Source organism: Plesiomonas sp. ZOR0011 (assembly GCF_000800945.1).
GTDB lineage: Bacteria > Pseudomonadota > Gammaproteobacteria > Enterobacterales > CAMTGL01 > Plesiomonas > Plesiomonas shigelloides.
Genome location: NZ_JRKB01000072.1, coordinates 58,542 through 83,834, shown reverse-complemented (window position 1 = coordinate 83,834; position 25,293 = coordinate 58,542). Strand labels below are relative to the sequence as shown.

The 25,293-nt window shown below is 53.8% G+C and carries 19 protein-coding genes and 1 other RNA gene; 6 read left to right on the top strand and 14 right to left on the bottom strand.

The window, feature by feature from the left end:
* Positions 1 to 112: 112 nt before the first annotated feature.
* The 8 genes from dcuC to L975_RS13150 form a co-directional block, all read right to left on the bottom strand.
* A complete protein-coding gene (dcuC, locus tag L975_RS13185) occupies positions 113 to 1,465 on the bottom strand; it encodes an anaerobic C4-dicarboxylate transporter DcuC (RefSeq protein ID WP_010864389.1) in 1,353 nt (450 codons plus the stop codon).
* A 576-nt stretch (positions 1,466 to 2,041) separates the two neighbouring features.
* Positions 2,042 to 4,966, bottom strand: a complete 2,925-nt coding sequence (gcvP, locus tag L975_RS13180) for an aminomethyl-transferring glycine dehydrogenase (RefSeq protein ID WP_052181474.1) — start codon at positions 4,964 to 4,966, stop codon at positions 2,042 to 2,044.
* A 209-nt stretch (positions 4,967 to 5,175) separates the two neighbouring features.
* Positions 5,176 to 5,592: a glycine cleavage system protein GcvH gene (gene gcvH / locus L975_RS13175; protein ID WP_047708992.1), complete on the bottom strand. Its 417-nt coding sequence runs from the start codon at positions 5,590 to 5,592 to the stop codon at positions 5,176 to 5,178.
* 56 nt (positions 5,593 to 5,648) lie between these two features.
* The gene (gene gcvT, locus L975_RS13170) at positions 5,649 to 6,758 is read right to left on the bottom strand and encodes a glycine cleavage system aminomethyltransferase GcvT (protein ID WP_047708991.1); all 1,110 of its coding nucleotides are present in this window, start codon (positions 6,756 to 6,758) and stop codon (positions 5,649 to 5,651) included.
* Positions 6,759 to 7,212: 454 nt separating this feature from the next.
* Entirely contained in the window at positions 7,213 to 8,418 is a 1,206-nt protein-coding gene (gene ubiI, locus L975_RS13165) for an FAD-dependent 2-octaprenylphenol hydroxylase (protein WP_047708990.1), read from the bottom strand.
* Positions 8,405 to 9,652: a 2-octaprenyl-6-methoxyphenyl hydroxylase gene (gene ubiH / locus L975_RS13160; protein ID WP_047708989.1), complete on the bottom strand. Its 1,248-nt coding sequence runs from the start codon at positions 9,650 to 9,652 to the stop codon at positions 8,405 to 8,407. The genes ubiI and ubiH overlap by 14 nt, the downstream gene beginning before the upstream one ends.
* A 64-nt stretch (positions 9,653 to 9,716) precedes the next feature.
* Positions 9,717 to 11,045 carry a Xaa-Pro aminopeptidase gene (pepP, locus tag L975_RS13155; RefSeq protein ID WP_047708988.1) on the bottom strand — a complete coding sequence of 443 codons (1,329 nt, stop codon included), beginning with the start codon at positions 11,043 to 11,045 and terminating at the stop codon, positions 9,717 to 9,719.
* 143 nt (positions 11,046 to 11,188) lie between these two features.
* Complete coding sequence (locus L975_RS13150) at positions 11,189 to 11,758, bottom strand: UPF0149 family protein (RefSeq protein WP_039045179.1); 570 nt, start codon at positions 11,756 to 11,758, stop codon at positions 11,189 to 11,191.
* Positions 11,759 to 11,967: 209 nt separating this feature from the next.
* Here L975_RS13150 and zapA point away from each other — a divergent pair, with 209 nt between their 5' ends.
* The 5 genes from zapA (at position 11,968) to L975_RS13130 (ending at position 17,894) form a co-directional block, all read left to right on the top strand.
* The gene (gene zapA, locus L975_RS13145) at positions 11,968 to 12,303 is read left to right on the top strand and encodes a cell division protein ZapA (protein WP_010864397.1); all 336 of its coding nucleotides are present in this window, start codon (positions 11,968 to 11,970) and stop codon (positions 12,301 to 12,303) included.
* A gap of 152 nt (positions 12,304 to 12,455) precedes the next feature.
* Positions 12,456 to 12,639, top strand: a non-coding RNA gene (gene ssrS / locus L975_RS17710) — 6S RNA.
* A gap of 255 nt (positions 12,640 to 12,894) precedes the next feature.
* Positions 12,895 to 13,575: a 5-formyltetrahydrofolate cyclo-ligase gene (locus L975_RS13140; RefSeq protein ID WP_081995694.1), complete on the top strand. Its 681-nt coding sequence runs from the start codon at positions 12,895 to 12,897 to the stop codon at positions 13,573 to 13,575.
* Between the two features lie 206 nt (positions 13,576 to 13,781).
* Positions 13,782 to 14,843 (top strand): efflux RND transporter periplasmic adaptor subunit, encoded by a 1,062-nt coding sequence (locus tag L975_RS13135; RefSeq protein ID WP_047708987.1) that lies wholly within the window; start codon positions 13,782 to 13,784, stop codon positions 14,841 to 14,843.
* 9 nt (positions 14,844 to 14,852) lie between these two features.
* Positions 14,853 to 17,894 carry an efflux RND transporter permease subunit gene (locus L975_RS13130; RefSeq protein ID WP_010864400.1) on the top strand — a complete coding sequence of 1,014 codons (3,042 nt, stop codon included), beginning with the start codon at positions 14,853 to 14,855 and terminating at the stop codon, positions 17,892 to 17,894.
* Positions 17,895 to 18,054: 160 nt separating this feature from the next.
* Here L975_RS13130 and ric read toward each other — a convergent pair whose 3' ends face one another.
* The 6 genes from ric to fbaA form a co-directional block, all read right to left on the bottom strand.
* On the bottom strand, positions 18,055 to 18,747 hold the full coding sequence (gene ric / locus L975_RS13125; RefSeq protein WP_047708986.1) for an iron-sulfur cluster repair di-iron protein: 693 nt from the start codon (positions 18,745 to 18,747) through the stop codon (positions 18,055 to 18,057).
* 328 nt (positions 18,748 to 19,075) lie between these two features.
* On the bottom strand, positions 19,076 to 20,305 hold the full coding sequence (gene serA / locus L975_RS13120; protein WP_010864402.1) for a phosphoglycerate dehydrogenase: 1,230 nt from the start codon (positions 20,303 to 20,305) through the stop codon (positions 19,076 to 19,078).
* 278 nt (positions 20,306 to 20,583) lie between these two features.
* Positions 20,584 to 21,243 carry a ribose-5-phosphate isomerase RpiA gene (rpiA, locus tag L975_RS13115; RefSeq protein ID WP_010864403.1) on the bottom strand — a complete coding sequence of 220 codons (660 nt, stop codon included), beginning with the start codon at positions 21,241 to 21,243 and terminating at the stop codon, positions 20,584 to 20,586.
* Between the two features lie 229 nt (positions 21,244 to 21,472).
* The gene (locus L975_RS13110; RefSeq protein ID WP_039045183.1) at positions 21,473 to 22,189 is read right to left on the bottom strand and encodes an oxidative stress defense protein; all 717 of its coding nucleotides are present in this window, start codon (positions 22,187 to 22,189) and stop codon (positions 21,473 to 21,475) included.
* Between the two features lie 610 nt (positions 22,190 to 22,799).
* Complete coding sequence (gene mscS / locus L975_RS13105; protein ID WP_010864405.1) at positions 22,800 to 23,678, bottom strand: small-conductance mechanosensitive channel MscS; 879 nt, start codon at positions 23,676 to 23,678, stop codon at positions 22,800 to 22,802.
* 269 nt (positions 23,679 to 23,947) lie between these two features.
* Positions 23,948 to 25,024 carry a class II fructose-bisphosphate aldolase gene (fbaA, locus tag L975_RS13100; protein ID WP_010864406.1) on the bottom strand — a complete coding sequence of 359 codons (1,077 nt, stop codon included), beginning with the start codon at positions 25,022 to 25,024 and terminating at the stop codon, positions 23,948 to 23,950.
* A 24-nt stretch (positions 25,025 to 25,048) separates the two neighbouring features.
* On the opposite strand from fbaA, the gene L975_RS18215 reads away from it, so the two are divergent.
* The gene (locus tag L975_RS18215) at positions 25,049 to 25,288 is read left to right on the top strand and encodes a hypothetical protein (RefSeq protein ID WP_156121216.1); all 240 of its coding nucleotides are present in this window, start codon (positions 25,049 to 25,051) and stop codon (positions 25,286 to 25,288) included.
* Positions 25,289 to 25,293 lie beyond the last annotated feature (5 nt).

Here is a 25,293-nt window from a genome sequence, read left to right as displayed (position 1 = left end):
CAGCAACACTCGGTTATCCCGCAAAAAGATGCCCTGCTATCACGGCAGACAGCAGGGCATTACCATTACATGGTTATCTTATACCTAAGATCTCTATATCTAAGAGACAGGCTTATACCGGCACCATAATCTCGGTTGCGATAATAACCACAATCAGGCCAACCAGTACGGGCACTGAAGTACGCTTCACCACTTCAAACGGTGACAGTTTCGCCATACCGGATGTCGCCACAATAACCCCAGAAACTGGAGAAATGGTACGACCCAAGTTGGACGCCTGCAGCATCGGGATAATCAGGAAGGCCGGGTTAATCCCCATCTGCGCCGCCAGTTTAGGGATCAGCTCCACAAACGCATAGAAAGGCGCGTTACCTGAACCGGTAGTGAAAGCAGCCAGTGTGGTAATAATCACCAACACCATCATCATCACAAAACCGCCGTTACCGAACGATTGTGCCAAGCCGAGCAGGTTGTTGATAAAGCCCACGGTAGTCAGGCCTTGCGCAAATACCCCTGCTGCCACCAACAACATCACCACGCTAGCAAACGCATCGGCCATGCCGCGGTATGCCACTTCCAGACCTTTGAACACCTCTTGCGCGCTGAACTTACGAATAAATTCAATCAGCGCAGTCATGATCATACAGATGACCAAAATAGTGATGATGTGCAATTTCGGGCCCAGATCACCGTTAAAAATCAGTACCCCGATAATCGGCGTAAAAGGCAAAATCGCGTAGAACGATGGGGCATTAACTTGGATTTCGCTCACATCCAGACGCTCATGGCTGACGCCTTCTTTGTTATCCAGATAGCGCTGCCAGAAAAAGTGCGCCACTGCCATACACAAAATCGCCACGATGGAGATTGGCAGCGTGGTTTTAAACGCAAAATCAATCAGATCCAAACCAGCGGCGTTGGCTGCTACCACCACATCACCGGAAGTTGGAGACAAAATAATCGCTGCTGGGGAGGCACAGATTGCCGCCGCCGCGCCACGGCTGATCCCCACGTTGACCATTAATGGGAACAAGGTAGCCATCAACAACACGCCCAAGCCGGTTGCCGATGACACCGCCAGTGACATCAGACAAGCCACAAAATAGGCCGCTACCATCAGTACATACGGGGATTTGATCTTCTGCAGTGGCTTAGAGGTCAGCTTCACCACCATGTCATTCGCCCCGATATGGGTCATGTAGGTAGCAAAACCGCACAGCATCATGATCATCATGCCAAGATCGCCACCGCGATTCATCAGCAGATATTTCACATACTCCACCACATCGGTCGCCATATTACCGGTGGATTCCACCCCTTTTGGCAGCACCGAATGCCCCAACAAGGCGGCAATAATCAGCAGCAACAGGCCACCGGTCATCAGTACACCGGTGGCTGAATAACCTTTGAAGATATACCGCCCCACGCCGGCGGCCACAAGAATGCCGATTAACAGCTCCAGCATAACAATCCCTCGATATGATTCAGATTCAAGTACAAATTAAAGATAGGCTAACAACAGTGAATAACTCTAAATGAGCCGGTTTATGCCGACTATCTTTTTACGAATGCCGCGTGATGAATATCTCTATTTATCAGACGAATTAGAAAGCATAGCACGCTTTCAAACAATTATGTAACAGTCAGACCGGTTAATGGCCGGTATCACGGTGCATTGTGCTGGCAAAATCGGCTGTTTCACGCGTATCGCGTGCTTGTCATCAAGGAAGATAAAATGAGTGTTTATCGCGCATGCTAGCGATTTTCCACTGGTTAAAATCGAGTTTACACTGCGCAATACGTCATAAAATGGCGTCCGGACACCAAAATATGCGCCAAGCGATTAAAACTCATAGCTAAGCCCACAGTAAGAACGAATATTGGCGCAAAAATCACGGAGCCAAAAAGCACCAGAGAAAAGAAAAACGCCGACAGCATGTCGGCGTTATAGCAAGAGCGTGGGCGCTACGACTTAGCGTGATTACGCAAAGAGCGGCACGAAGTACTACGGCAAAGTACTACGCTAAATGACTCTGCGAAATTACTCCGCTGACAATGCACCATATTCGGCAGTTGGAATACAGGCACAGAACAGGTTACGGTCACCAAACACATCATCTAAGCGCTTCACTGTTGGCCAGTATTTATCACTGCGTAAACCCGCAACGGGAAATGCGGCAACCTCACGCGAATACGGATAAGACCACTCATCGGCGCACAGCTCAGCTTGAGTGTGCGGGGCATTGACCAACGGATTATTATCACGCGGCCACACGCCCTGCTCAACCTGAGCTATCTCGTTGCGGATCGCCAGCAAAGCATCGGCAAACCGATCCAGCTCCGCCAAACTTTCCGACTCCGTCGGCTCAATCATCAAGGTTCCCGCAACCGGGAAGGACATCGTTGGTGCGTGAAATCCGTAATCAATCAAACGCTTGGCCACATCCATCTCGCTGATCCCGGAACGCTCTTTCAGCGGACGCAAATCCAAAATGCACTCATGCGCCACCCGCCCTTGTCGGCCGCTATAGAGCACCGGATAGGCCGCCGACAAACGGCTAGCCAGATAGTTGGCATTCAAGATGGCCACTTCGGTAGCGTGACGCAGCCCTTGGCTACCCATCATCCGGATGTACATCCAACTGATCGGCAAAATCGAGGCCGAGCCAAACGGCGCCGCCGATACCGCAGGGCCATTGCCACACAAGCCCGGCAGCTGCAGGCAGGCATGGCCCGGTAAGAACGGTGCTAAATGGGCTTTGACACCGATTGGCCCCATACCCGGTCCGCCACCGCCGTGTGGAATACAGAAGGTTTTATGCAAATTAAGGTGCGAAACATCCGCGCCAATATAACCCGGGCTGGTCAGCCCAACCTGCGCATTCATGTTGGCGCCATCAAGGTATACCTGTCCGCCAAGGCTATGCACAATCTGGCACGCCTCGCGAATGGTTTCTTCATACACGCCATGGGTTGAAGGATAAGTGACCATGATGCAAGAGAGCGCTTCACCGGCTTGCTCGGCTTTGGTGCGTAAATCGGCCAAATCGATATTACCCTGCCGATCGCAGGCCACCACCACCACCTGCATGCCCGCTAGCTGTGCCGAAGCCGGATTGGTACCATGCGCCGACGCGGGGATCAGGCAGATATTGCGCGCCGCTTGCCCTTGCGCACAGTGATACTGACGAATGGCCACTAAACCGGCATATTCTCCTTGCGCGCCGGAGTTCGGCTGTAAGCTCACCGCATCATAACCGGTTAACGCGGCCAGCCAGTCGGCCAGTTGACGCAGTAAAATCTGATAACCTTTGGCCTGCTCTGGCGGACAAAATGGATGCAACGCCGCAAACTCTGGCCACGTGATTGGCAGCATCTCGGCGGTGGCATTGAGCTTCATGGTGCAAGAGCCCAGTGGGATCATGGCGCGATCGAGCGCCAAATCGCGGCGCGCCAAACGCTGCAAGTAACGCAGCATTTCGGTTTCGCTGTGGTAACGATTAAACACCGGATGCGTCAATATTGGCGCACTACGCACCGCGCCCAAACGTGATTGCGCAGCCACCAGCCCGTCGAGCACCGCCCACTCTGGCACCTCTTGCTCACGACCGCTGACGATCTGATACAGATCGGTTAAATCCGCCAGCGTTGTGGTTTCATCTAGCGTGCTCCCTACGTGGCCAGCACGATCGAGGCGCAAATTGATGCGCCGCGCCAACGCACGTTCGCGAACCGCGGCGGTATCACTCAGGGCAAAGGTTAAGGTATCAAACCAGCGCGAATGAAGCGGCGCGATCCCGATATCCGTCAAGGCTTGCGCGAGCATGCCGGTCAACCGGTGTACCCGCTGCGCAATACGGCTAAGCCCCTTAGCGCCGTGATACACGGCGTAGAAACCGGCCATGTTGGCCAGTAACACCTGTGACGTACAGATATTGGAATTGGCCTTTTCGCGCCGGATATGTTGCTCGCGTGTTTGCATCGCCATACGCAGCGCAGGCTGACCAGCGGCATCACGAGACACACCAATCAAGCGCCCCGGCATGGCACGCTTATACGCATCACGGGTGGCAAAAAAGGCCGCATGTGGCCCACCGTATCCCATCGGCACCCCAAAACGTTGCGCCGAGCCAAACACAATATCAGCGCCCAGCCGCCCGGGCGCTTCTTGTAACACCAGCGCCAACGGATCGGCGGCCACACTCAGTAAGATCTGCTCCGGCTGCAAGAAAGCCGACAATGCGGCCAGATCTGGAATATCGCCACTGCTAGCCGGATATTGCACCAAGACGCCACACAGCATCGCACGCTCGCCGCGCTCTAGCGCCATCAGCGCATCCAACGAGCCACGCTGTAAGCTGATTCCTAACCCCTCGGCACGAGTTTGCAGCACGCCCAATGTTTGCGGGTGAATATCGTCCAGCACCCAAAATTGCTGCGCGCCTTTACGCTTACAAACACGCGCGCTCATCGCCATTGCTTCCGCCGCCGCTGTGGCTTCATCCAATAATGAGGCCGAGGCGACATCCAAACCGGTGAGATCGAGGGTCAGCTGCTGGAAATTCAACAAAGCTTCTAAACGCCCCTGCGCGACTTCCGGCTGATACGGGGTATACGCGGTGTACCATGCGGGGTTTTCCAGCACATTACGCAAAATCACCGGCGGCGTGACTGTGTTGCTATAGCCCATGCCGATAAAGCTGCGAAAAATCTGGTTTTGCGCGGCGATGCGTTTGAGTTCTTGCAAAGCCTGCGGCTCATCCGCAGCCGGTAGCGACACTGGAGGTCGCGAGAGCAAAATATCCGCTGGTACGGTCTGAGTGATCAGTTCTGATAAGCTGGCGACACCGAGGCTATGTAGCATCTGCTGCTGCGCCTGCTCATCTGGGCCGATGTGACGGGCAATAAATGCATCGGGGGCAAATAACGCCGGCGCCAACGGGGTCGGCTGCGAGGAAGTGGTCATAAGTGGCAGTCCTGAATCAGCCGAAGCGGCCTCGTCCAGACCGACTTTCGGCAAAGCGCACGAGAAAACAGCCATCGCGCAGGCGAAGGCCGCCATACCTAAACTGCCGAGCAACGCGATGCTGACGATACCATCGCACAATAATACAATCGGCGACTAACGTATCGCCGGCACCGGTTGCTCGGGCATATCGCCATCAATGGCGCGAATTACTCTTCGTCTTCGCCGCTGTCATCATCTTCGGCAGCGATCAACTGGGCGTACTCCTCGGCGCTCAACAAATCATCGAGCTCACGCGGATCGTCAATGCGTAATTGGAACAACCAGCCATCGCCATACGGATCGCTATTGACCAACTCAGGCTGATCGGCCAGATCCTCGTTGACGGCAATCACTTCCCCTGCCAGCGGAGCATAAATATCCGATGCCGCTTTAACCGACTCCGCCACCGCACAATCATCTCCGGCAGCCACGCTGGAATCGGGATCCGGTAAGTCAATAAACACCATGTCACCTAACAGGGCCTGCGCATGATCGGTGATACCCACGGTATAGCATCCGTTGCCGTCTTCACGCACCCATTCGTGGGTGTCGGTATACCGTAATTCAGAGGGAATATGGCTCATAACAAAATCCTTTCGTATCGGTTAGAGACGTATATTTTAAGACTCATATTTAAGGCTCAGCGGACTATTGCTTTGCCATGGCGCACCCAACCTGGTGCGCTGACCGTGACCGGCAACGCGCGGTTACGGATCAGCACGCTAGCCTGCGGCGGAATATCGGCCGGCACGCGAGCCAGCGCGATGCTATAACCTAATGTAGGCGAAAAACTACCACTGGTGATCACGCCTTGCTCTTCGGCGCCCAAGGCATTGATAAAATGTACCGTCTGACCGTGGCGCAGCACCCCTTTTCCCTGCAAAGTGAGCCCCACCAATTTGTGCGATCCTTGTTCACGCACCTGCTCTAAGGCATGGCGGCCAATAAAGTGGCGATCTTCCGGTTGCCAGCTGATCGTCCAACCCATATTGGCGGCCAGCGGGGTTACGCTCTCATCCATATCCTGCCCATAAAGATTCAGCCCCGCTTCTAAGCGCAGCGTATCGCGCGCGCCTAAGCCACACGGGGCAACGCCTTGTTCACAAAGCGCTTGCCACAGTGCTGGTGCTTGCTCGGCTGGCAGCATAATTTCATAGCCGGCTTCACCGGTATAACCGGTCGCCGCCACCAACCATTCGCCCATCGGCAACGCAAAGAAAGGTTTCAGGTTTACAAAGGCACTGCGCTGTTCAGGCGGTAACAGGGGCTGTAACAGGGGCTGTAACTTTGTCTGTGCCTGCGGGCCTTGTAGGGCCAGCAACGCCAAATCATCGCGTAGACGCACATCCACTTGGTAATTGCGCGCATGGGCGCGGATCCACGCCAAATCTTTGTCGCGCGTCGCGGCATTCACCACCAAACGGAAATAATCTTCGCGCAGGAAATAGACAATCAGATCATCGAGCACCCCGCCTTGCTCATTGAGCATCGCGCTGTATAGCGCTTTACCCGGCGTAGTTAGCCGCGCGACATCATTGGCCAGCAAGATGCGTAAAAATGGGCGGCAATGTTCGCCATGCAGGTCAATAATGGTCATGTGTGACACATCAAACACCCCTACACTGCGGCGAACCTGATGATGTTCTTCCAACTGCGAACCGTAGTGCAGCGGCAGCTCCCAACCGTGGAAGTCAACCATGCGTCCACCGGCGGCCAAGTGCTGCCGATAAAGAGGCGTATGCTTTGCCATGATAGCCATCCTTCTTCTGTGGTGCGGTGTTGTTATCATGCCGTTTAACCGCTGAAAGGTGGCCTTGCCACCTCTCGCTATAGACACCCAGTCACGGCCAGTATCACTGCATTATGTTACAAACACATCTTCGTATTGATATTAAAACGTTAACAAACTATATACCGGCTTGTCCGAGAACCCTATCGGATAAATAACAGGCAGTGAGCCGGATCAAATGCAAAATTGCAGTGCGCCTTTTCCCTACCTCCAAATGGAAATAACCACAGAGTGAGGATCAAGAGATAAGACAAAGCGATAAGCGCAAAGACAGAAGACAGAAGACAGAAGACAGAAGACAGAAGACAGAAGACAGAAGACCAAAATAAAACCGGCGCTACTGCGAAGACAGTAACGCCGGTTCAATCTTTTTAAATTCAATAAGGTACAGTGATGGCCCTTAACGCTATAGCCGTTAAGGACGCGCCAGTTGCGGTAACTCACCACTCAGGCCACAGGCATGACGGATCAGCTGTGGTTTAACGCCCGGTAATTGGCCGGCCAGCACTAAACCCACATCGCGCAGCAGTTTTTTCGCTGGGTTATCGCCAGCAAACAGATCGCGAAAACCCTGCATAGCCGCCAACATCAAGGCCGCTTCGCTTTTACGCCAGCGTTCATAACGGCGCAAATGCGCATGCAAGCCGATATCGCGCCCACTTTGATGCAAACGCACAATCTCCTGCGCTAGCGCCGCGGCATCTTGTAAGCCGAGATTCACGCCTAAACCCGCCAGTGGGTGAATGGTGTGCGCGGCATCCCCCACCAACGCCACACGGTGCGCGGCAAAACTGCGCGCGTAACGGGCGGTCAGCGGGATCACCTGACGCTCAGAGACCAGCTCACACAGCCCCAAACGCAAATCAAATGCCGCGCTTAGCTGAGCATTGAACTGTTCGGTAGGCAGTGCTTGTAACTGAGCCGCCTCTTGCGGTGGTAATGACCACACAATCGAACACAGATTAGGGTCACTCAAGGGTAAAAAGGCCAGTGGCCCTTGCGGACGGAAAATTTGCCGCGCGCAATTCTCATGCCCTTCCGCGACGCGAATATTGGCCACCAGCGCGCTATGGCCATAATCCCAAAACGTCAGAGGAATATCGGCTTGCTGACGCAGCCACGAATGCGCGCCATCAGCGCCAACCAGCAGACGGGTGGTCAGCATCTGACCATCATCCAAGGTGAGGAAGGCTTCATTTTCCCCGAATGCCGCTTGTTTCAGCTGCGCTGGTGCCAGCAGTGTCACGCCCTCTAAACGGCTGACATGCTCCCACAGCGCTTGCTGGATCACGCTATTTTCAATGATATGGCCTAAGTGCGGCGCATTGATTTCGTTCGCGGCAAACGCGATGCGACCAAAGCTGTCTTGCTCCCACACTTCCATCTTGGCATAGGGCGTACTGCGACGCGCCATGATGGCCGACCACACACCTAAACGCTGCAAAATATTCTGACTGGCCAAATTGATGGCCGATACGCGCACATCCGGTTGCGCAGGCAGCGTGCTCGGCGGCAGCTGACCTTCCAGCACCGCCAGACGTAATCCGCTGTCATGCAGGGCCGCAGCGACGGTCAATCCGACCATTCCGCCGCCAATAATCACCACATCATAAGCCTGCACACGGCACTCCTTTTGTTGATTCACTCTCCCCCAGCATTCGGCGCGCGAGTTGGTCACGCCACGGGGTCAGGGCCTGCATTAAGAGCAGACCGGTATTGCGTCCTGCCACTAACGGTGCGTAGCTGTTGGCAAACAGCCGCACCAGTCCGTCAGTAGTATCAATGGTGGTTTGCTGGTCATCGCGGCGGCGGCGTTGGTAGTGGCGTAGCACCTGATAATCACCAATATCGACCGCGGAGTTTTCCGCATTAGTTGGCAACGCATAGGCCAAGGTCTGCGCCAGTGCCATCACATCGCGCAAACCTAAGTTAAAGCCTTGGCCGGCAATCGGATGCAGTGTCTGCGCCGCATTACCTACCAGCGCTAAACGGTGATGCACATGTTGAGGATGCTGATATAACGCCAGCGGATAAGCATGCCGCTCACCGACCGCGGTAAAGCGCCCCAAGCGCCAACCAAACGCCTGTTGTAACTGCTGCAAAAAGGTGGCGTCATCCCACGCCAACACGGATTCACGCTGCGCGCTCGGATGGCACCACACCAGTGAGCAAAGATTGTCGGCCGGCGCACCATCACCGGTCGCTAGCGGCAACAGCGCGAGCGGGCCGTGCGCGGTAAAGCGTTCAAAAGCTTGCCCCTGATGCGCCACGGTACTACGCACATTGGCAATAACGGCAACCTGTTCATACGGCTGCGCGGTAGGGCGAATGCCGCACTGCGCCAACACCTGAGAGTGCGTACCGTCCGCCGCCACCAGCAACTGAGCCTGCAACGCCTGACCATTGTCTAAGGTGACCGTAACCTGCTCAGTTTCTCGCTGCACGTCACGCACACAGGCCGGACAATGCCAGTGAATCGATGGGCGTTTAGCAAGCAGCTGCAGTAACGCCTCACCGGCGCGGCGCAGCTCTACCACCTGACCGAGTGCTGGCAAGGCATAATCCGCGGCGTCCAGCTGCACACGCCCAGCGTGACCGCGATCGGAGACATGGATGCGCCGAATCGGTGCCGCATGGGTGGCTAATGGCGCCCACAGCCCCAATTGATCGAGCTGCTGACAACTGCCATGCGCCAACGCGATGCAACGCGCATCAAAGCCGCTACCGCTCATCGCTTGCGGTAACTGCGCCTCAATGACATCGATACGCACTCGACCTTGACTCAAGGTATCAAGCGCCAAGGCCAGCAGAGTACCGGCCATGCCACCGCCGGCAATGATCACGGAAGGCTGCATCCTACTTCTCCTTCACTTGTACTCACTTAACGGAATAAGCAACTCTGCTCATGTACACGAATAATTAATGCGCACTAACGCTGTGGCGTGCCGCAGCCATCAGCGCTTCAATGGCATCGGGGTCTTTCGGCGCGCCAGCGGTCAGCACCTGATTGCCCCCTTCCACCATCAGCAGGTTATCTTCGATACGAATACCGATCCCGCGATAGGCTTCGGGGACATCCGCATCCGGCGCAATATACAGCCCCGGCTCGACCGTCAGCACCATGCCGGGCTGCAAAATACGCTCGCGGGCAGGAGTGCTGTAATCGCCCACATCATGCACATCCAAGCCTAACCAATGGCCCAGACCGTGCATATAAAATGGTAAGTAGGCTTTCTCTGCGATCAGCTGCTCGGTTTCACCGTGCAAAATGCCCAGCGCCACCAGCCCTTCGACCATAATGCGCAGCACCAGATCGTTGGCTTGCTTGATGCTATGCCCTGGCACCAACACCTCAATCGCGGCCAACTCGGCGCGCAATACGATGTCATACAGCGCGCGCTGGGCAGCGCTAAACTTACCGCTCACAGGGAAAGTCCGGCTGATATCACCGGCATAACCTTGGTATTCGGCGCCCGCATCGATCAGCACCAAATCACCATCGCGCAGCTCGCTCTCGTTTTCGGTGTAATGCAAAATACAGGCGTTATCACCACTACCGACGATGCTGTTATAGGCAGCAAAGCGGGCACCATGACGGGAAAACTCGTGCTGAATTTCCCCTTCCAGATGGTATTCGAACAAGCCTGCGCGCGCTTTTTCCATCGCGCGGCAATGGGCTTTCGCCGAAATCTCCGCCGCGGTGCGCATCAGGGCAATTTCCGCCGACGATTTGAACAGGCGCATCTCGTGCACCAGCGGACGCCAATCCATCTGGGTATTGATGGCACGCAGCCCTTGGCGAAAACCGTTACGCAGCGTAGTTAACACTTGCGCCACCGCTTGGTCGGCGTAGTCATACTCGCCTTCAGCGTGATACAACACGTCCAAACCACTGAGCAAAGCTGGCAGCTCTTGTGCCAGCGCGGGATAGGCAAACGCCTGATCCACCGCCAGCGCGGCGGGTGCGGCACTTTGGCCTAAACGGCGGCCATGCCACACTTCCGCCAACGGATCTTTTTCCCGATTGAACAACACACTACGAGAACCATGCGCGTCTTTGATCAGCAGCAGTGCTGCTTCCGGCTCATTTAACGGACAGAAATACCAAAAATCACTGTTTTGGCGAAACAGGTAGTCGCTATCACGGCTGCGAGTCCGCTCCGGTGCGGCAAAAAAGAGCGCCGCACTGTTCGGTGCCATCTTAGCCAAAAGGGCCTGACGGCGGTTAATCCATTCTTGAATATCCATTGTGTTTATCCTCACATAACCTGATGCGCGATGACCTGCTCGCTTATGTTCTGCACCTGCTTTTCTGTAGTTGCGCGTTATTTTTTCCGTGGCCTAGAGCCATGGCATCAATCCATGGCATCGCCGTGTTCAGCAGTGAATCATCAATGCAGCGTTGGTTTGGCGTTCTCACCGGCCAATGGCGCACAAGCAAAGGTGTTAAAGCACAGCATCGCGCCCATACGGACGTATTCGGCCACTTCTTCCAGTGACTGCTCCAGCTCTTCTTGATCTTCATCCAGATCGTAACCCAGCTGCGAAATGCTGGTGAGGTCATCAATCATCTCACCCACTTCAGCGTGCCCTTTTTTCAGGCCCGGCTGCGCCACGCCCAATCCAACCAGAAATTGGCTTACCCATTCGGCCAGCGCATCCACGCGATCAAACACTGACTCATCATCTTCTGGCAGCAACAAGCTGAAACCAAACTCTTCCTCATTCAGGGTTTGTTTGATTTGCAGATACATGGTGCGGGCCACTTTCGCCAGTTCAGACGGATAAGCTTGACCATCGTTGGTCAGATCGTGCATCCAGACCTGCCAGCTGTCATCTTTAATACCGCCACACAGCAAACCGCTCAGCAGGCCGTGCAATTCTGCCGCGCTGATGGCGATGCCTTCGGCCATCAAAGAAGCGGTCAGGGAGGAGTAATCTGGAAGCGCGCTCGTATTCATCTGTTGAGATCCCGTTTTTGCGGTATAAAGCTAAGAGTGATATTGGTATGCTATCACCAGCCCACGCCTGCCGCCAGAAAGCGCTTGAATCTTATGAGGTCCGCCGATATAGTGGCGCCCGCTTGTCATGGGGCAACCCGGTGTCATGTACGAAATATCGACACTTCTGGTACAGGCTTTTTAACGTAAAAACCAGGCAGGAGCTTGGCATGAGCACAGCAGAACCGGTTGATATTCAGATCCTCGGGCGCGTAATTCGCGTAAATTGCCCGGAAGAACAAAAAAATGCGCTATTTCGCTCTGCTGATGAGTTGAATAAGCGCTTGCAAGAGCTAAAGCAACGCTCTAAAGTGACGAATACCGAGCAACTGGCTCTGATCGTGGCCCTGAATATGGCTAACGAACTGGAGCTGGAACGCCGTAAGACTCAAGAATATGCTGCCAGCATGGAGCAGCGAATTCGGATGCTGCAAAGCACCATCGAGCAGGCACTCGTAGAACAGGGACAGTTAACGCATACGCGTCATGGCACAAGATTCGAATAATCTGCTTGTCTGTCGCGAATAAGCTGGTATAACAAACGTAAGGCCGATATCTGATATGCAACGCGTCGGGTATCACCGTCTGATTAGCTAATATGATTTAGCTAATGTAGACAAGGCCAGTCAGGGATTGACGCCAGCCGTTGAACAAGAATTTGTCCCTGAGATGTTCGCCAGTGGGTTCGTCCCCTGAGCCGATATTCAACATCTCCAGAGTCCGTCGACTATGCGGCCTGTGAGCATGCTCAGTTCGCTGAGAAGCCTAATGGTTGTAACGATGGGCTCACCTTGAACCGCGGGTTCAAGGGCTACTACCCGCAGCGGCATCTTGGGGACTCTCGCTTTTCTTCCGTATCACTCTTCTCTTTATCCTTTACTCCCTAGTTTTACTCGCACACTCGCGCTACCGGCTCATATTCTCAGTATTTTCTGATACCCCCACACCACTGATATACCGTTGACACAATTTTTGTACCTCCCGATTGGCACGCAGACTTAAGCTGCTATGCTGGCATAAACCGTCATGCTCATCGCTTTCCCATCCGCATGATGGCTCGTTAACTTTATTTTCTTTTGACCAGCAGGACTGCCTTGATGAGCGCCCATTCCGTTACCCCAAACGTGCCGCATGCATTGTCACCGGATCCGCACAGCGCGGCGCTGTGCCAGCAACTGCGCCGGACGGTACGTGAACGACGCCGTCGGTTGTCAGCACCGCAACAGCATGCCGCGGCCCACGCACTGGCTGAGCGGGCATTGCAGCATCCGCGTTTTCAGCAGGCGCAGCACATTGCGCTGTATTTGGCGGTCGATGGTGAGCTAGATACCCAACCGCTGATCGAAGCACTGTGGCAGCGCGGCAAGCAGGTCTATCTGCCGGTGTTACATCCGTTTAGTCGCGGTCATTTATTGTTTTTGGCCTACCGCCCCGATAGCCCGATGCGCGCTAACTGCTTTGGCATTTTAGAGCCAGAGTTGGATTTGCATGCGGTCTGTCCGCTGCATCAGCTGGAGTTAATCGCCACGCCGCTGGTAGCGTTCGATGCCTACGGCCATCGTCTGGGCATGGGCGGCGGCTTTTATGATCGCACTTTGGCACCAATCCATCACAGCAGTCAGCCGCACGCCTTAAATAGGGCGCATGCCGCGCGCCCTTATCCGATCGGGCTGGCGCATGATTGCCAGCAGGTGGCACACATCCCTCGCCAAATTTGGGATATTCCATTACCAGAGATTTTAACGCCGACGCGACATTGGGATTGGCGCAACAGCTAAGCTGACTTACCGGCAAAACCACGCTCTACACACCAACCACGGTGATGACGCTTTATCCCTTTCTTTAATTCGCTGTGCCGGTTCTTGAACTTAAGAGCTTGAACGCCGGCTGACTATCAATCACACGAATCGCAAAACCTTGTTACATTATTGCTGCGACAATAGCGCACCTCATCATCAGGACGAGCATTTAATAAGGTTGTTGCATGAAGTTGCGCATTGCTTTGCCCCTTATCACCCTGACCCTGTTACTGCAGGGCTGTAAACCGGATGCCGAAGCACCTCAAGTGCCGGTATCACGCCCCGTGAAGCTGTATACCATCGCCACCGAAACCCATAACACCGCGACCCTGCCTGGTCGTCTGGAAGCGGGACAACGGGCGGAGCTAGCCTTTGAAGTGGCTGGCCGACTGGTACAGTTACCTGCTCAGGAAGGGCAAGCCATCAAGGCCGGTCAGGTACTGGCGCAACTGGATAACCGCGACTTCGCCAGTAAAGTGCGTAGCGCGGACGCAGAATATCAGCGCGCCCATGCCGATTATCTGCGTGGCCAGACGCTGTTTAATGGCAAGCAAGCCATTTCCCGCGCCGAGTTAGAAAAGCTGCGCACCCAATCAGCGGTGGCAAAATCTGCGCTGGAGCAAGCCCGTAAAGCGCTGCGCGATACGCAAATCTCAGCGCCGTTTAATGGCATCGTGAGCCGCGTGCTGGTCAACAACCACGAAAATATCAATGCCAAGCAGCCGGTCGTGATTGTGCAGGATGTCAGCTATTTTGAGATCCGCTTGCACGTTACCGAGCGTAATTTGCTGGAGCGCCATGACCGCAATACGCCGCTGTTTGCCCGTATCGAAGGCATTCCAGGACGTGAATTTGCCTTAAGTTTCCACTCTGTGGCGAAAGAGCCTGATCCGCTGACCGGTACCTATGAAGTGGTGCTGCGCATGCCTGCACCAGCCGATTTGAATCTGTTCTCCGGCATGACGGTGACCGTTGGCGCGGGTAATCCACCGGCCAGCGACCAAGCCAATGCACATTGGTTGATCCCCGCGGTCGCCGTACTGAGTGACAGCGACAACGGTGAGCACTATGTCTGGCGTTATAACCCGACCACTCAGTTGACCGAAAAAGTGCCGGTAAAAACCGGACAGATTCAGGGCAACAACATAGAAGTTATCAGCGGCCTGAGCGCCGGTGAACAAATCATCATTGCTGGCGTGCACGCGGTGCAGGCAGGCATGCCGGTTCATCCGTTGGTCACGCAATAAGGAGCGCGGATGAATCTCGTCAGATTCTTTATCGATAAAAAAGTCGTCAGCGCCTTTTTGGTGATCTTGCTGCTGCTGGCTGGTTATTCCAGCTTTCAAAAGCTCGGCCGCTTTGAAGACCCTGAATTTACCATTCGGGTTGCCGCCATCACGACGCCATTTCCGGGCGCCAGTGCCGAGCAAGTCGCCACCCAAGTCACCGACAAAATTGAAGAGGCGCTGCAACAGCTGCCAGAAGTGGATGAAATCCGCTCTAACTCTTATCGCGGGCTCTCCAGCGTGCAATTTGAAGCGCGCGTAGCCTACGACAAAGAGAGCCTGCAGCAAATCTGGGACAAACTGCGCCGCAAAATGCAGGCGGTGGAACGTCAATTGCCGCCGGGCGCCGGCCCAATCCTGATTGATGATGACTTCGGGGATGTGTACGGCCTGTTCTACGCCTTAACGGGTGAAGGCTACAGCTTTAGCGAGCTCAAACAAACCGCCGATATGCTGCGCAAAGAACTGGCATTAGTGCCGGGGGTGGCGAAAGTGGCGCTGTGGGGCGATCAGCCCGAGCAAGTGTATCTGGAGATCCCAACCGGTAAGCTGGCTAACCTTGGCTTGCAACCGGAGCAGATTTATCAGCAACTGCGCAATGCCATTACCCCGACAGCCACCGCCAATATTGATGTCGGTCCTGAGCGACTGGCCGTCGGCCCGATGAACACCATTGCGGATGTCAGCGCGCTGAACGAACTGCTGCTCAGTGATGGCAAAGGCCAGACTTTCCGTCTTGGCGATATCGGTCAGGTGTCATTGGGCTATCGCGAGCCAGCCACCAGCCTGCTGTACTTTGATGGTCAGCCGGCGATTGGTCTGGGGATCAGCAATATCTCCGGCGGTAACATCGTGACCCTCGGTGAAAAGGTTAGCGCCCGTTTGGCCGAGCTAGAATCACGCATTCCGCTGGGAATGCAGCTTAAGGTTATCTCCCATCAGGGCGAAACCGTAGATGCCTCAATTGGCGATTTCGTCGATAACCTGATTGCCGCGGTACTGATTGTGGTGGTCACCTTGCTGCTGTTCATGGGCATGCGCTCAGGCTTGCTGATTGGTTTTGTTCTGCTGCTGACCGTGGCGGCGACCTTGATCATCATGCAGTTCGATGGCATCGACATGCACAGGATCTCACTCGGCGCGCTGATTATCGCCCTCGGCATGCTGGTGGATAACGCCATCGTGGTGACCGAAGGGATTTTGATCCGCAGCCAGCAAGGCGAATCGCCGCGCGATGCAGCGCTGAAAATCGTCAAGCAAACCCAGTGGCCACTGCTCGGTGGTACGGTAGTCGGCATCATGGCGTTCAGTGCCATCGGCCTGTCGCCGGATAACACCGGTGAATATGCCGGTAGCCTGTTCTGGGTGATTTTGTACTCCATGCTGATGAGCTGGCTGCTGGCCGTTACCCTAACGCCACTGTTCTGCGTATTGCTGTTCAAAAACACCAAGCCAAACCCGAATGCCGGTACCGGCAAGTTTTTGCTCGGTTATCAGCGTCTGCTGGCGGCCTGTATCCGTCTGCGCTGGCCAACGCTGGGCGCGTGTTTAGTCCTTCTGGTTCTGGCGGTAGTCGGCCTCAAATACGTGCCGCCGGGCTTCTTCCCGGCCTCAACGCGCGCGCAATTTGTGGTGGATTACTGGTTGCCGCAAGGCACCAACATCGAGCGTACCAACAAAGAAGTCGGCGAAATTGCCGAGTTTGTGCAGACTCTGCCGGATGTAACCGCCACCACCACACTGGTCGGTGCCGGTGGCCTGCGCTTTATGTTGGTATATGGCGCGGAAGAGCCGAATACCAGCTACGCCCAGTTACTGGTGGATGTGGATGACTGGCGCAAGATTGATGCCCTGATGCCGCAAATTCGCAGCTTCATCGAGCAAAACTACCCAGATGCAATGCCGAAAGTCTGGAAGTTCCAGCTCGGTCCAGGTGGCGGCTCGAAGATTGAAGCGAAATTCAGTGGTCCAGATCCGAAAGTACTGCGTTCACTGGCTGCCAAAGCCCGTCAGATTTACATCGATGATGGCGGCATGACGGCGATTAAAGATGACTGGCGTCAGCCGGTGAAAGTGATCCAACCGGTCTGGAATGAAGCGAAAGCGCGTCAAAGCGGCTTTAACGCCAGCGATTTGGATCTGGCCGCCAGCAACTACTTTAACGGCACTACCATTGCCCAATACCAGCGCGGTAGTGATCTGCTGCCAGTGGTCGCGCGTCCGCCAGCGGCGGAACGCGATCAGGTCGATGCGCTGTATAACGTGCGCGTCTTGCCGGCTGGCAGTCAGCAGACCGTGCCGCTGAGCCAGTATTTGCTGCGTCTGGAGCCGCAATGGGAAAACGCCATTATCCGCCGCGTCGATCGCTTCCCGACCATCAAGGTACAAGGCGATCCGGCCACCGAGCTCACTGGGGTGGTGTTTAACCGCGTGCGCGCGAAAGTCGAAGCGATCCCACTGCCACCGGGTTACAGCCTGAGCTGGGGCGGTGAGTTTGGTGATTCGTCCGATGCCAACGCGGGGATCATGCAAATCCTGCCAATCGCGTTTGCAGCGATGGTGTTTACTGTGGTGGCGCTGTTTAACGCGATTCGCCAGCCGCTGATTATCTGGATGATCGTGCCATTGGCGGTCGTGGGGGTGAGCTTTGGCTTGGTGGTGACGCAAACGCCGTTTGAGTTTATGGCCATGCTGGCGTTCCTCAGCCTCACCGGCATGCTGATCAAAAACGCCATCGTGTTGGTCGATCAGATAGATTTGGAGATCCGCGAAGGCAAACCGCGTCTACGCGCGGTGCTGGAATCATCCCGCTCGCGGGTGCGACCGGTCGCCATGGGGGCTATCACTACCATTTTGGGGGTGGCGCCACTGCTGTTCGATCCGTTCTTCAAATCCATGGCAGTCACCATCATGTTCGGTCTGGGCTTCGCGACAGTTCTGACCTTGTTTGTGGTGCCAGTAGTGTACACAGTGTTGTTCCGCATTCGCGCTAATGAGATGACGCACAGCTAATCTCGGCTAACGAGCGATGCGAGTACGCTTGCTATGCAAGTAAGTTAGTCAACTAAGCTATGCTCGCAGGCGTAACCAAAAACGGCCATCTATGGATGGCCGTTTTTTTATTCTCCGTTCCATCGCACCTATTCCATCGCCGCCCTGCAATTTATGCAGCTTATGCCGCTTTCGCCAGCATGCGTGGGAACAGAATGTTGTTTTCCAGATGGATATGCTGGTGCAAATCGGCCTCAAACTCGGCCAAGGTCGCCAAACACACCCGCCACGTAGTGCACGCATACTCTGGTGGAACAAAACCTTGGGTCATTTCCCGCAAACGCGCCATGATTTGGCCGGCATCTTGATGTTCATGCTCCATCGCGCGGATTGGGTTACCGATATGACCAAAGCAGGTTTCACGCACCACACCTTGACTCAAATCTCGCATCGCCGGGAACAAGATTTGCTCTTCTTTCATCAAATGCGGCACTAAGTCATCCATCAACGCCCGGATAAATCCCGCCAACGGACGAATTTCCGGATAACGCTCACCGTGAGCGCGCACCATCTTCTCGCTGTATTCCAACAGCAGCGGCGCGGTACGGCGAATGTAAGCATGGTGGGTATCCACAATATGCTGGATCAGCGCATCATCCGTGAGTTCAGCCCACACCGTTTCTGCGCTACCTTGTTCGGTCAGCGCATTGAGTTCTGCCACCACCGCCTGTGGCTCGGCACCCGCCCGCTCACACGCTGCCGCCAAGGTGCGACCACCACCACCACAAAAATCCACGCCAAAACGGCTAAACACATGTGCCGCGCGAAAATCTTGCGCCACGAGCTCGCCCACGCGGCAAGTCAGCCAATCCATATATCCTCCTGTTGCCTTGGCTCTTGTGTATTGATGCATCTAGGTATTGAACTAGAACTTGGGTATTGAATTAGCACTTGGCTGGTGACTCGCGCACATCACGCGTTGCTCATACCGGCCAGCGCAATACCGCACCAACACAGAGCACGACATAAACGGTATTTAAAATGCATTATTAACATGCATATTATATACGCCTTTTATTTTGTGCAAGCGCAACAACTAACCGGAAAGAAAAACGACAGCAAATGCAGAGATAAAAAAACCGGCCTTAAACAAGACCGGTGGGAAAAGATACGCAAAGACTGCGCAAAACAGGGAGAGAGGATCAGTACAAAATTCGGGCGCGAATGGTGCCCGGGATCTGCTTCATGCGCAGCAGCGCCCGTTCCGCCTGCTCGGTTTCCACATCAATCACCACATAACCAATCTCTGGCGTGGTTTGCAGGTATTGCGCGGCGATATTGGCGCCTTCTTCGGCAAAAATCTGGTTAATCTGGGTCAAAATGCCCGGACGGTTTTCATGAATATGTAGCAGACGGCTGGCATTGCCATGCCCTGGCAACGACGCTTCAGGGAAGTTCACCGCCGACAAGGTTGAGCCGTTATCCGAATACTTGATAAATTTACCGGCCACTTCCAGCCCGATATTTTCCTGCGCTTCTTGGGTTGAACCGCCGATATGCGGCGTCAGCAGCACGTTATCAAACTCGCACAGTGGCGAGGTAAACGGATCTTTATTGGTAGCCGGCTCAGTGGGGAACACATCAATCGCCGCCCCCGCCAGATGACGCGAAGCAAGCGCATTACACAGCGATGGAATTTCCACCACCGTACCGCGCGACGCATTGATCAAAATCGAGCCCGGCTTCATGAACGCCAGCTCCGCCGCGCCAATCATCTCTTTAGTCGACGGAGTTTCCGGCACATGCAGTGACACCACATCACTCATGTTCAGCAAGTCAGTTAAGCTAGAAACTTGGGTGGCATTACCGAGCGGCAGCTTGGTTTCGATATCGTAGAAAAAGACATTCAACCCCACCGCTTCGGCCAAAATACCAAGCTGGGTGCCGATATGCCCATAACCGATGATCCCCAGCTTCTTGCCGCGCGCTTCATAAGAGCCATCGGCGGCCTTGTTCCACTCACCACGGTGGGCACGCGCATTGGCTTCTGGGATACGACGCAGCAGCAGTAAGATCTCCCCCAGCACCATTTCAGCAACCGAACGGGTATTGGAGAATGGCGCGTTGAATACCGGGATCCCGCGTTTTTGCGCGGCAACTAAATCCACTTGATTCGTCCCGATGCAAAAGCAACCGATTGCCACCAATTTCTCAGCCGCCGCAATGACCTCGGAAGTCAGTTGGGTGCGCGAGCGCAGTCCGACAAAGTGAGCATCGCGGATCGCCTCTTTCAACGCCGCGGTATCCAGCGCACCTTTGTGGTATTCGATATTGCTATAACCGGCCGAACGCAATAAATCCACCGCTTTTGGATGCACCCCTTCCAGCAGTAGGAATTTAATCTTGTCCTTCTCCAGTGAAACCTTGGCCATACTTACGTCCTTACATCATTCCTTTAATGTTGATTTTCTTGCGCTGAATCACATCCGCACAATCTTAAAATCAACATAACAGAAAAATTCCACAGGAGTAAGTACACATTTCATCCATTGTGGTAGAAAAATAACCACGGATTTAAGAGGGATTTAGAGACAAACAAAAAGGCATTGCTCTTTGCTCGGCTACCGAAAAATAGCACGACAAAAAACAATGCCTTATCGACCGGCGCCACCTCATCAGCCTGCGCCAGCCACGCTAAACGCGACCGCGCTTAGTCTTTCAGGGTTTTCACGCCATCGGCGGAGCCCACCAGCACTACATCGGCACCGCGCTGTGCAAATAGACCCACGGTCACCACACCCACGATGTTGTTAATCTGGTTTTCCAAGCCTTTCGGATCGACAATCGACAAGCCATGCACATCCAAGATCACGTTGCCGTTATCAGTCTTCACGCCCTGACGGTACACTGGATTACCGCCCAGCTTCACCAACTGACGCGCCACATACGAACGCGCCATCGGGATCACTTCCACCGGCAGTGGGAACTCACCCAGCACATCCACCTGCTTGCTCGCATCCACGATACAAACAAACTGCTTAGCAATGGCAGCCACAATCTTCTCACGCGTCAGCGCTGCGCCGCCGCCTTTGATCATCTGCATGTACGGGTTGATTTCATCCGCGCCATCCACGTACACATCCAGTGAGCCCACTTCGTTGGCATCGAACACTTCAATGCCGAGCGCACGCAAACGCGCTGTAGAGGCTTCCGAGCTGGATACCGCCCCTTTGATCTTATCGCTCATAGTACCGAGCGCATCGATAAAGTGGTTTACGGTGGATCCTGTACCTACCCCGACAATACTGCCCGGCTGCACATAATCAAGTGCCGCCCAGCCAACTGCTTTTTTCAATTCGTCTTGTGTCATCCCGCTATCCTCCGAGAATGGGTGTGCGGCAATTATACCGTCATCCGCCGCCCCCTGCTTGCTTCTCTTAATCGGCGAACCTGCCTCCACTGGGAAGTGCGCTTTACTGGCGCTTTTACACTCGCTCGACCCACGCCATTCAATGACATCACGTTACCAGAACAAAGCTGCATAAACACAACAGGCGCCAAACGGCGCCTGCTTTTACACAATGTCAGCCGATACCGGCTTATTTGTTCAGCGTGTAAACCACATCCACCTGATCGGTAAAGTGCAGGTTTTGCTGCTGATAAGTTTCGTTCACTTTAGCGTTATCTGGCGCAGCAAAGGCTGCCATACGTAGCATCGGAGGCATTGGACGCGGCTGCGGATTGGTGTCATAGCGAATGCGATACACTTCCCCCAACTTCACGCCAAAACCACTGGCTACTGATTTGGCTTTGCTCTGGGCATCTTTAATCGCCGCTTCACGCGCTTGCTGCTGGTACGCCGCCGGATCAGATACGCCCATCTGAATGCCCTGAATGTCATTGAGGCCCGCTTTCAGTGCGCCGTCCATCAGGGTGTTCAGCTTGCTCAAGTCCATCAACTTGACTTCCACGTTACGGATAGCGCGGTAACCGATGATTTTCGGGCTCTGATCTTTGACGTACTCATATTCAGGCTGAGTCTGCAAATTGGCCGCATTGATGTCTTTGGTCGCTACTCCATTTTTCTCCAGGAAGCTAAAGTAGGCCGCCACTTTCTCATCCGCCAGCGCCTTGGCTTTGGCGGCGGTGGACGCGGTTTGGTTGACCTCAATAGACAGCGTTGCCATATTCGGCTTGGCATCAATCACGCCATACCCGACAGTGGCCAAAGTTGGCAGTTCAGGTAACTCGGCCGCCATGCTCACTGCTGGCGCCATGGCCAACACTACTGCGATGGTTAATGCTTTCAGATTCACATCAGACTCCTTGCTATCGCCTGTTTGGGATGGTTCACGCTGGCGCTGTTATTCATACCGTTTTTATCCATGAGTGTATACCCATGCACCCTGTACCTAGGATCTCATGCGTTTTCATGTGTACCTAAGCCTAAGCTCTGCGCCATAACACGTGAACAACCGCATTTATCTAGAGCTCATACTGTGCTGATTAGACTGCAAAAAAACAGCCCTATTCCATTTTTAATGTAACCAGAAATAACCTGCTACGGACTAGGCCGCTTAGCGACAATGACGCCGCATTTTCTATCATCACTCGCCTTGTGTTAAACCAACATTGGCCCAGAAAAAAAGCGCCTAACGGCGCTTTATATTCTGATTCATCATCGCACTCGCACACTCAAACACTCGACGCGTTATCAGGTTAAACGCTACCGTTTCAAAAACAGCGAGAATATCGAAAGTGTCGAGGCAAAATACCCACCTAGCATGAATTATTACAACGCTATCAATAGCGCCTATTTATTCAATCTCAGCCGGTATTTTACGCACTGGGTAAAACTTAAATTAGTTTCACCCAGTGATTATTTTCCATCAGACAATCGCGTATTAGTGCTTATTCGCTCAGCGATTATTGATCGTTACTAACGGTACGCATATGGACATCCATCTGCGGATACGGAATATTAATTTTGTTGGCATCCAGCGCCTTTTTAATATTCTCCATCAGGTCAAAATACACCGCCCAATAATCGGCATTTTTCACCCACGGACGCACCACAAAATCCAGTGATGACGCACCCATAGTCATCAGACGAATAGTGCAATCCATATCGGCCAGCACGCGAGAGTCGGCTTTTACCACCTCAGTCAGCACCGCTTTTACCTGATCGATATCGGCTTCGTAGCCTACGCTGATCACCAGATCAATACGGCGCTTCTCTTCCAAAGAGAAGTTGATAATGCGACCGCTCATGATGCTGGCATTCGGGATAATCACGGTTTTGCGGTCTGCCGTGCACAGCACGGTAGAGAAAATCTGTACGCTCTCAACGGTACCGCTCACGCCGCCCAAATCCACCACGTCACCGGCGCGGAACGGACGGAAGCCGACAATCAGCACACCCGCCGCGAAGTTAGACAGGGAGCCTTGCAGCGCCAAGCCCACTGCCAAGCTCGCCGCACCGATCACCGCAATCACTGACGATGTCTGTACCCCGACGCGACCTAATGCCGCCACCAAGGTGAAGATAATAATGGAGTAACGCACCAAAGAGCGCACAAAATGGCTGACCGCGCGATCCAGGCCTTTTTTCTCCATCAAGTTATGCACGCCATTAGAAACAATGCGCGCCACTAACCAACCGAAAATAAAAATCAGGAATGCCGCAACCAGATTCACAGCGTACTGGATCAGTAATGCCTGATTATCAACAACCCAACTACTGGCATGCTGAATACTGTCCACCACATCAAGCGGCTTAAGAACGGACGGGTCAATATTTTTCATGAATTTGCCTTACCATTTTACTATTCGCTTTGCATATCAAGCGGAAGAAGAAATAAAGAAAAAATACAGCCTATTGCACCAAGAATAATAATGTCACTGTTTTAAAAAATGGTGAATATTACAGCTGCAATGCGGGCGAATAGTATCGCAAATAATGCACGGGGGAAATACAGATATGCAGATTAATGCTGACAGGTTTTTATCTTTGCGTAAAAAATAACCCCAGCATTTCTGCTGAGGTTAGAATATATCACTGATATTAAATCAGATTACAGAACATCAATCGCGTTCAGTTCTTTGAATGCTTTTTCCAGACGCGCAATCATGCTGGTTTGCGCAGAACGCAGCCATACACGTGGGTCATAGTATTTTTTGTTCGGCTTATCCGCGCCTTCTGGGTTACCCAGCTGGCCTTGCAGATACGCTTCGTTCTTCTTGTAGTACTCCAGAACGCCTTCCCAAGTCGCCCACTGGGTATCGGTGTCGATGTTCATCTTCACCACACCGTAGCTGATAGACTCGGAGATTTCTTCTGCAGTAGAGCCTGAACCACCGTGGAATACGAAGTTCAGAGACTTAGCTGGCAGACCGAATTTCTCGGAAACGTACTTCTGAGAAGCATCCAGAATGGATGGAGTCAGTTTCACGTTACCTGGCTTGTACACACCGTGTACGTTACCGAAAGATGCCGCGATAGTGAAACGTGGGCTGATTTTGCTCAGACGCTCGTAAGCGTAAGCTACGTCTTCTGGCTGAGTGTACAGGGAAGACTGGTCCAGATGGCTGTTATCTACGCCATCTTCTTCACCACCGGTGCAACCCAGTTCCAGCTCCAGAGTCATGTTCATCTTCGCCATACGAGTCAGGTACTCGCAGCAGATGTCGATGTTTTCTTCCAGAGACTCTTCCGACAGATCCAGCATGTGAGAAGAGAACAGTGGTTTGCCAGTTTCAGCAAAGTGCTTCTCACCGGCAGCCAGCAGGCCGTCGATCCATGGCAGCAGTTTCTTCGCTGCGTGGTCAGTGTGCAGGATCACAGGCACGCCGTAAGCTTCAGCCACTGCGTGAACGTGCTTAGCACCAGATACCGCACCCAGAATGGCGGCTTGTTGACCTTCCAGTTTCAGACCTTTACCGGCGAAGAACTGCGCACCACCGTTAGAGAACTGAACAATCACTGGCGCACGAACTTTCGCCGCCGCTTCCAGTACCGCGTTCACAGAGTCAGTACCGACTACGTTTACCGCAGGCAGCGCAAAGTTGTTGGCTTTTGCCACTTCAAACACTTTCTGAACGTCATCACCGGTGATAACGCCTGGTTTTACGAAATCAAAAATCTTAGACATGTTCCTAGTCCTGTTTCGTCAGCCGTGATTGTAGAAAAAAGTTTTACTCTGTCGGTTTTGACCGCCAACACGGCGGCGCTACCCCGGCAATGCCAGCCTAAAGCCGAGAAAGAAGCGGCACGCGCCGTGTTTCTTTCCATACGCAACCGATTACATAGCAGTATAACCGATGTTGCTTGCCCGATGGCCAAACCTGCCGTTAAACAGAAAACCGGCGTACCTGATGTGCTTGCTATCGCGCTCAAAACAAACAAGGTTGTCTGAGGGAT

Excerpts from the sequence above, each read along its gene's own strand:
- dcuC (WP_010864389.1), bottom strand. The coding sequence starts at position 1,465 with ATGCTGGAGCTGTTAATCGGCATTCTTGTGGCCGCCGGCGTGGGGCGG.
- gcvP (WP_052181474.1), bottom strand. The coding sequence starts at position 4,966 with ATGACCACTTCCTCGCAGCCGACCCCGTTGGCGCCGGCGTTATTTGCC.
- gcvH (WP_047708992.1), bottom strand. The coding sequence starts at position 5,592 with ATGAGCCATATTCCCTCTGAATTACGGTATACCGACACCCACGAATGG.
- gcvT (WP_047708991.1), bottom strand. The coding sequence starts at position 6,758 with ATGGCAAAGCATACGCCTCTTTATCGGCAGCACTTGGCCGCCGGTGGA.
- ubiH (WP_047708989.1), bottom strand. The coding sequence starts at position 9,652 with ATGCAGCCTTCCGTGATCATTGCCGGCGGTGGCATGGCCGGTACTCTG.
- pepP (WP_047708988.1), bottom strand. The coding sequence starts at position 11,045 with ATGGATATTCAAGAATGGATTAACCGCCGTCAGGCCCTTTTGGCTAAG.
- L975_RS13150 (WP_039045179.1), bottom strand. The coding sequence starts at position 11,758 with ATGAATACGAGCGCGCTTCCAGATTACTCCTCCCTGACCGCTTCTTTG.
- zapA (WP_010864397.1), top strand. The coding sequence starts at position 11,968 with ATGAGCACAGCAGAACCGGTTGATATTCAGATCCTCGGGCGCGTAATT.
- L975_RS13140 (WP_081995694.1), top strand. The coding sequence starts at position 12,895 with ATGAGCGCCCATTCCGTTACCCCAAACGTGCCGCATGCATTGTCACCG.
- L975_RS13135 (WP_047708987.1), top strand. The coding sequence starts at position 13,782 with ATGAAGTTGCGCATTGCTTTGCCCCTTATCACCCTGACCCTGTTACTG.
- L975_RS13130 (WP_010864400.1), top strand. The coding sequence starts at position 14,853 with ATGAATCTCGTCAGATTCTTTATCGATAAAAAAGTCGTCAGCGCCTTT.
- ric (WP_047708986.1), bottom strand. The coding sequence starts at position 18,747 with ATGGATTGGCTGACTTGCCGCGTGGGCGAGCTCGTGGCGCAAGATTTT.
- serA (WP_010864402.1), bottom strand. The coding sequence starts at position 20,305 with ATGGCCAAGGTTTCACTGGAGAAGGACAAGATTAAATTCCTACTGCTG.
- rpiA (WP_010864403.1), bottom strand. The coding sequence starts at position 21,243 with ATGACACAAGACGAATTGAAAAAAGCAGTTGGCTGGGCGGCACTTGAT.
- mscS (WP_010864405.1), bottom strand. The coding sequence starts at position 23,678 with ATGAAAAATATTGACCCGTCCGTTCTTAAGCCGCTTGATGTGGTGGAC.
- fbaA (WP_010864406.1), bottom strand. The coding sequence starts at position 25,024 with ATGTCTAAGATTTTTGATTTCGTAAAACCAGGCGTTATCACCGGTGAT.